A 694-nucleotide genomic window follows, 5' to 3' on the forward strand; every position below is an offset into this window, starting at 1 on the left:
TGATGGTGTATCTCCATTAGCGATTGCACGCGCGATGTTTGTCAATCGTTAAAGCGGGCAGAACGGTGCAAGGGGGCAGTACCTTGACACAGCAGTTGGCCAAAAACCTTTTTCTTACCCAAGACCGAACTTTATGGCGAAAAGTGAGAGAGGCGTATATCGCGTTGATCTTGGACTATCGCTACAGTAAAGATCGCATTCTTGAAGCCTATCTTAACGAAGTCTATTTAGGGCAGAGTGGAAACCAAGTCGATCCATGGTTTTGGTTTGGCTTCTCGTTACTACTTTGGTCAACCGATCCAAGAGTTGCGTATTGGATCAGTTGCGATGCTGGTGGGGGATGGTGAAAGGGCCATCTTACTATAATCCAGTGCGCTTTCCTGAGCGAACCAAAGAGCGTCGTGACTTGGTGCTGCGTTTGATGATGCAGCAAAACATGCTCACCGCATCGGAGTACGATCAAGCCGCCAGTCGCCCTCTTGATATTCAAAATGTCCCTCGTATTGCCAGCCGTCAGCCCGCTTATTTTCAGCAGTTGTCGATGGAATTAAGGGCGAAAGTGGGGAAGCTTTCCAAGGCGAAACGGGATTGCGCGTGTTTACTTCGCTTGATCCTAATTTCACAAGACAAATTGGAAAAAGCGATCAGCAAAAAAGTCCCTGAGTTGGGGAAAGTGGCGGGTAATGAGCTCGAA

General features: G+C 48.3%; 1 pseudogene. It reads left to right on the forward strand.

Annotated features, from left to right (window positions below):
• A pseudogene (locus CIK04_RS24155) lies at positions 1 to 694 on the forward strand (transglycosylase domain-containing protein); the annotation flags it as partial.

The sequence above is a fragment of the Vibrio sp. 03_296 genome (genome assembly GCF_002265885.1).